Source organism: Agrobacterium genomosp. 13 str. CFBP 6927 (assembly GCA_900012615.1).
Taxonomy (GTDB): Bacteria; Pseudomonadota; Alphaproteobacteria; order Rhizobiales; family Rhizobiaceae; genus Agrobacterium.
Genome location: LT009756.1, coordinates 695851 through 699045, shown reverse-complemented (window position 1 = coordinate 699045; position 3195 = coordinate 695851). Strand labels below are relative to the sequence as shown.

Below are 3195 nucleotides of genomic sequence, written 5' to 3'. Positions count from 1 at the left end.
CACCCTCTCCGAATATCTCTACCCTCGCCCCCTCATCCCGCTGCCGCGACCTTCTCCCCGGCGGGGAGAAGAAACGTGACGCACCCGCTCGTTTCACAACGGACGTTTTTGAATAGGGGCTGAGTAAAGGGTTACCGCTTATTCCACGACCTGAAGATCGTCGACCACGCGTTTGCCATCCACTTCCGTGTAGAAAACCACGACCTTGACGCCCGCTTTCAGACCTTCGAAATTGAACTCTTCCGGCACGCGATAGGTCTTGCCGTCGTTGAGCGTAATGCTCAGCCCGTTCGCGTCGATCTTGCTGATCGTGCCTTCCACGTCGACGCTCTGGGCGAAGCCGTTGATGGGCATCAAAAGGTTGGCGGTAGCCAGAAGGGCGGCAATCATCATACGCATCGATCTAGCTTTCGTGGATTTGCGTGAAAACCTTACATGCATGAAGAATTGCCTTTCGAATGTGGCGGAAATTGCCCGCAACCATGACATTTTCGGCCCAATTGATGAACGGATTTGGGATCGCGTTCAAGCCGTTAGTGATTTTTACACCGCATTTCGCAGCAATATTGGAAAACTCCGGATTAGCGTGGAAAACGCCGGTATCTTTATACTCTCGTCACCTCCCAAAACCCGGGGGTTCAGACCGAATCATTTGCCCGGCGGGGTCTATTCTCCGTGGTTATGTGTGTCGCCCTGCGGCCTGTCGCGCTTCGTGAACGGTATGTCACCTTCTTATCGGGCCTGCGATGAAAGAAAGGCTTTTGCCTTGCTCCGATTTTCCACTATGACAAATCCGCTTGTTTTAAACGGCCCCTGTCCGCAGGTCGGCCCTGCTTTCCGGTCTTGAGAAATATGTCGCATAACAGCTTCGGTCATCTTTTCCGCGTTACCACCTGGGGAGAAAGCCACGGGCCCGCCTTGGGCTGCGTGGTGGATGGTTGCCCGCCCGGCATCCGCTTCACGCTTGCCGAGGTGCAGCACTGGATGGACAAGCGCAAGCCCGGCCAAAGCCGCTTCGTGACCCAGCGCCGCGAGGATGACATCGTCAAGGTTCTCTCCGGCGTGATGCTGGATGAGGACGGCGAGACGATGATAACCACCGGCACGCCGATCTCGATGCTGATCGAAAACACCGACCAGCGTTCGAAGGATTATGGCGAGATCGCCAAACGGTTCCGCCCCGGCCACGCAGATTTCACCTACGATCTGAAATACGGCATTCGCGATTATCGTGGCGGCGGGCGTTCTTCCGCGCGTGAGACTGCGGCGCGTGTCGCCGCCGGTGCGATCGCCCGCAAGGTGGTGCCGAGCCTCAATGTGCGCGGCGCGCTGGTGCAGATCGGCAAGCACAAAATCAATCGCGATAACTGGGATTGGAATCAGGTCGACCAGAACCCGTTCTTCTGCCCGGATGCCGCCATGGTGCCTGTGTGGGAAGAGTATCTCGACGGCATCCGCAAGGCGGGCTCTTCCATTGGCGCCGTTGTCGAAGTGGTGGCGGAAGGGGTTCCGGCCGGCATCGGCGCACCCATTTATGCCAAGCTCGATCAGGATATCGCCTCCAGCCTGATGTCGATCAACGCCGTCAAGGGCGTGGAGATCGGCGAGGGTTTCGCCTCGGCCGAGCTTTCCGGCGAGGAAAATGCCGATCAGATGCGCATGGGCAATGACGGCAAGCCGATCTTTCTCTCCAACCATGCCGGCGGCATTCTGGGCGGTATTGCGACCGGTGAGCCTGTCGTCGCCCGCTTCGCCATCAAGCCCACCTCCTCCATTCTGACGGAGCGCCTGTCGATCGATACCGACGGCAACAATGTCGATGTTCGCACCAAGGGTCGCCACGACCCCTGCGTCGGCATCCGCGCCGTGCCGATCGGCGAGGCGATGATCGCCTGCACCGTTGCCGACCATTATTTGCGAGATCGCGGCCAGACCGGCCGTTTGAAGTGAGGGGATATCGCCATGGCCTATGACCAGAAACGCGTTGTCGACGCCATCCGCGCTTTCGAAGCCGGCGAGATCGTTGTCGTGACCGATGATGACGACCGCGAGAATGAAGGCGATCTGATTATTTCCGCGGTTCATTGCACGGCGGAAAAGATGGCCTTCATCGTGCGCCACACCTCCGGTATCGTTTGCGCTCCCATGCCGCGCGAGGAGGCCAAGCGGCTGAACCTCAATGCCATGGTGGCGGAAAACGACAGCGCCCACACGACGGCCTTTACCGTCAGCGTCGATTTCAAGCACGGCACCACGACAGGCATTTCTGCCGATGACCGCACGCTGACGGTGCGCAACCTCGCCAACCCCAATGTTGGCGCCGCCGATTTTACCCGGCCGGGCCATATCTTCCCGCTGATTGCCCGTGAAGGCGGCGTTCTGATGCGCTCCGGCCATACCGAAGCGGCCGTCGATCTCTGCAAGCTGGCGGGCCTGCCACCGATCGGCGTCATCTGCGAACTCGTCAATGATGACGGTACCGTCACGCGCGGACCACAGGTCACGGCTTTTGCCGAAAAACACCAGTTGAAGCAGGTTTCCGTCGCTGATCTCATCGCCTATCGCCAGCGCAAGGAAACGCTGGTGGAGATGGAATCCTCCTTTACCATCGAAACCCCCTTCGGGCCGGCCAAGGCGCAGACCTATTCCCTGCCCTGGGACCGGATGCAGCATATGGCGGTGATTTTCGGTGATATCCGCGATGGCGTCGATATTCCCGTTCGCCTTCATCCCGAGAACGTCGCCGACGACGTGTTCGGCGACCGCCAGCCGGTGCGGCATTATATGCAGAAGATCGCCGAGGAAGGCCGCGGCGTCATCGTCTATCTGCGCGAGGGCTCCGTCGGTGTCGGCCAGGTGGCCGGACGGCGCAAGGCGCGCGAACCCGACGAAGCGCATGCACAGGCCCGCTCGCGCGAAAACGAGTGGCTGGAAATCGGCCTCGGCGCGCAGATTTTGAAGGACCTTGGCATCAGCTCCATCAAGCTGATGACGACGCGTGAGCGCCACTATGTCGGGCTTGAAGGATTCGGCATCAAGATTTCGGCGACGGATATCTGCTGATTTTTGGGGTTTGCCTTGGTTTTCCAGGGCAATTGTGAAGCGAGTGGGTGCCCCTTGTTTCTTCTCCCCGCCGGGGAGAAGTCCGCGGCAGCGGGATGAGGGGGCGCCCTTGCCCGGATTGCGGAGAGCTTG

General features: G+C 59.6%; 3 protein-coding genes. 2 read left to right on the top strand and 1 reads right to left on the bottom strand.

Features of this window, described 5'->3' with window-relative positions; all coding sequences use genetic code 11:
• Positions 1–138: 138 nt before the first annotated feature.
• Positions 139–399, bottom strand: a complete 261-nt coding sequence (locus AGR13A_RS03440) for a DUF1344 domain-containing protein (protein WP_006699882.1) — start codon at positions 397–399, stop codon at positions 139–141.
• Between the two features lie 453 nt (positions 400–852).
• Between AGR13A_RS03440 and aroC the strand changes: the two genes are divergently transcribed.
• Together aroC and ribB are read left to right on the top strand one after the other, a co-directional pair.
• Positions 853–1950 carry a chorismate synthase gene (gene aroC / locus AGR13A_RS03435; RefSeq protein WP_080833684.1) on the top strand — a complete coding sequence of 366 codons (1098 nt, stop codon included), beginning with the start codon at positions 853–855 and terminating at the stop codon, positions 1948–1950.
• A 12-nt stretch (positions 1951–1962) separates the two neighbouring features.
• Positions 1963–3063, top strand: a complete 1101-nt coding sequence (gene ribB / locus AGR13A_RS03430; RefSeq protein WP_080833682.1) for a 3,4-dihydroxy-2-butanone-4-phosphate synthase — start codon at positions 1963–1965, stop codon at positions 3061–3063.
• Positions 3064–3195 lie beyond the last annotated feature (132 nt).

Coding starts and splice junctions, on each gene's coding strand:
- ribB (WP_080833682.1), top strand. CDS start 1,963: ATGGCCTATGACCAGAAACGCGTTGTCGACGCCATCCGCGCTTTCGAA.
- aroC (WP_080833684.1), top strand. CDS start 853: ATGTCGCATAACAGCTTCGGTCATCTTTTCCGCGTTACCACCTGGGGA.
- AGR13A_RS03440 (WP_006699882.1), bottom strand. CDS start 399: ATGCGTATGATGATTGCCGCCCTTCTGGCTACCGCCAACCTTTTGATG.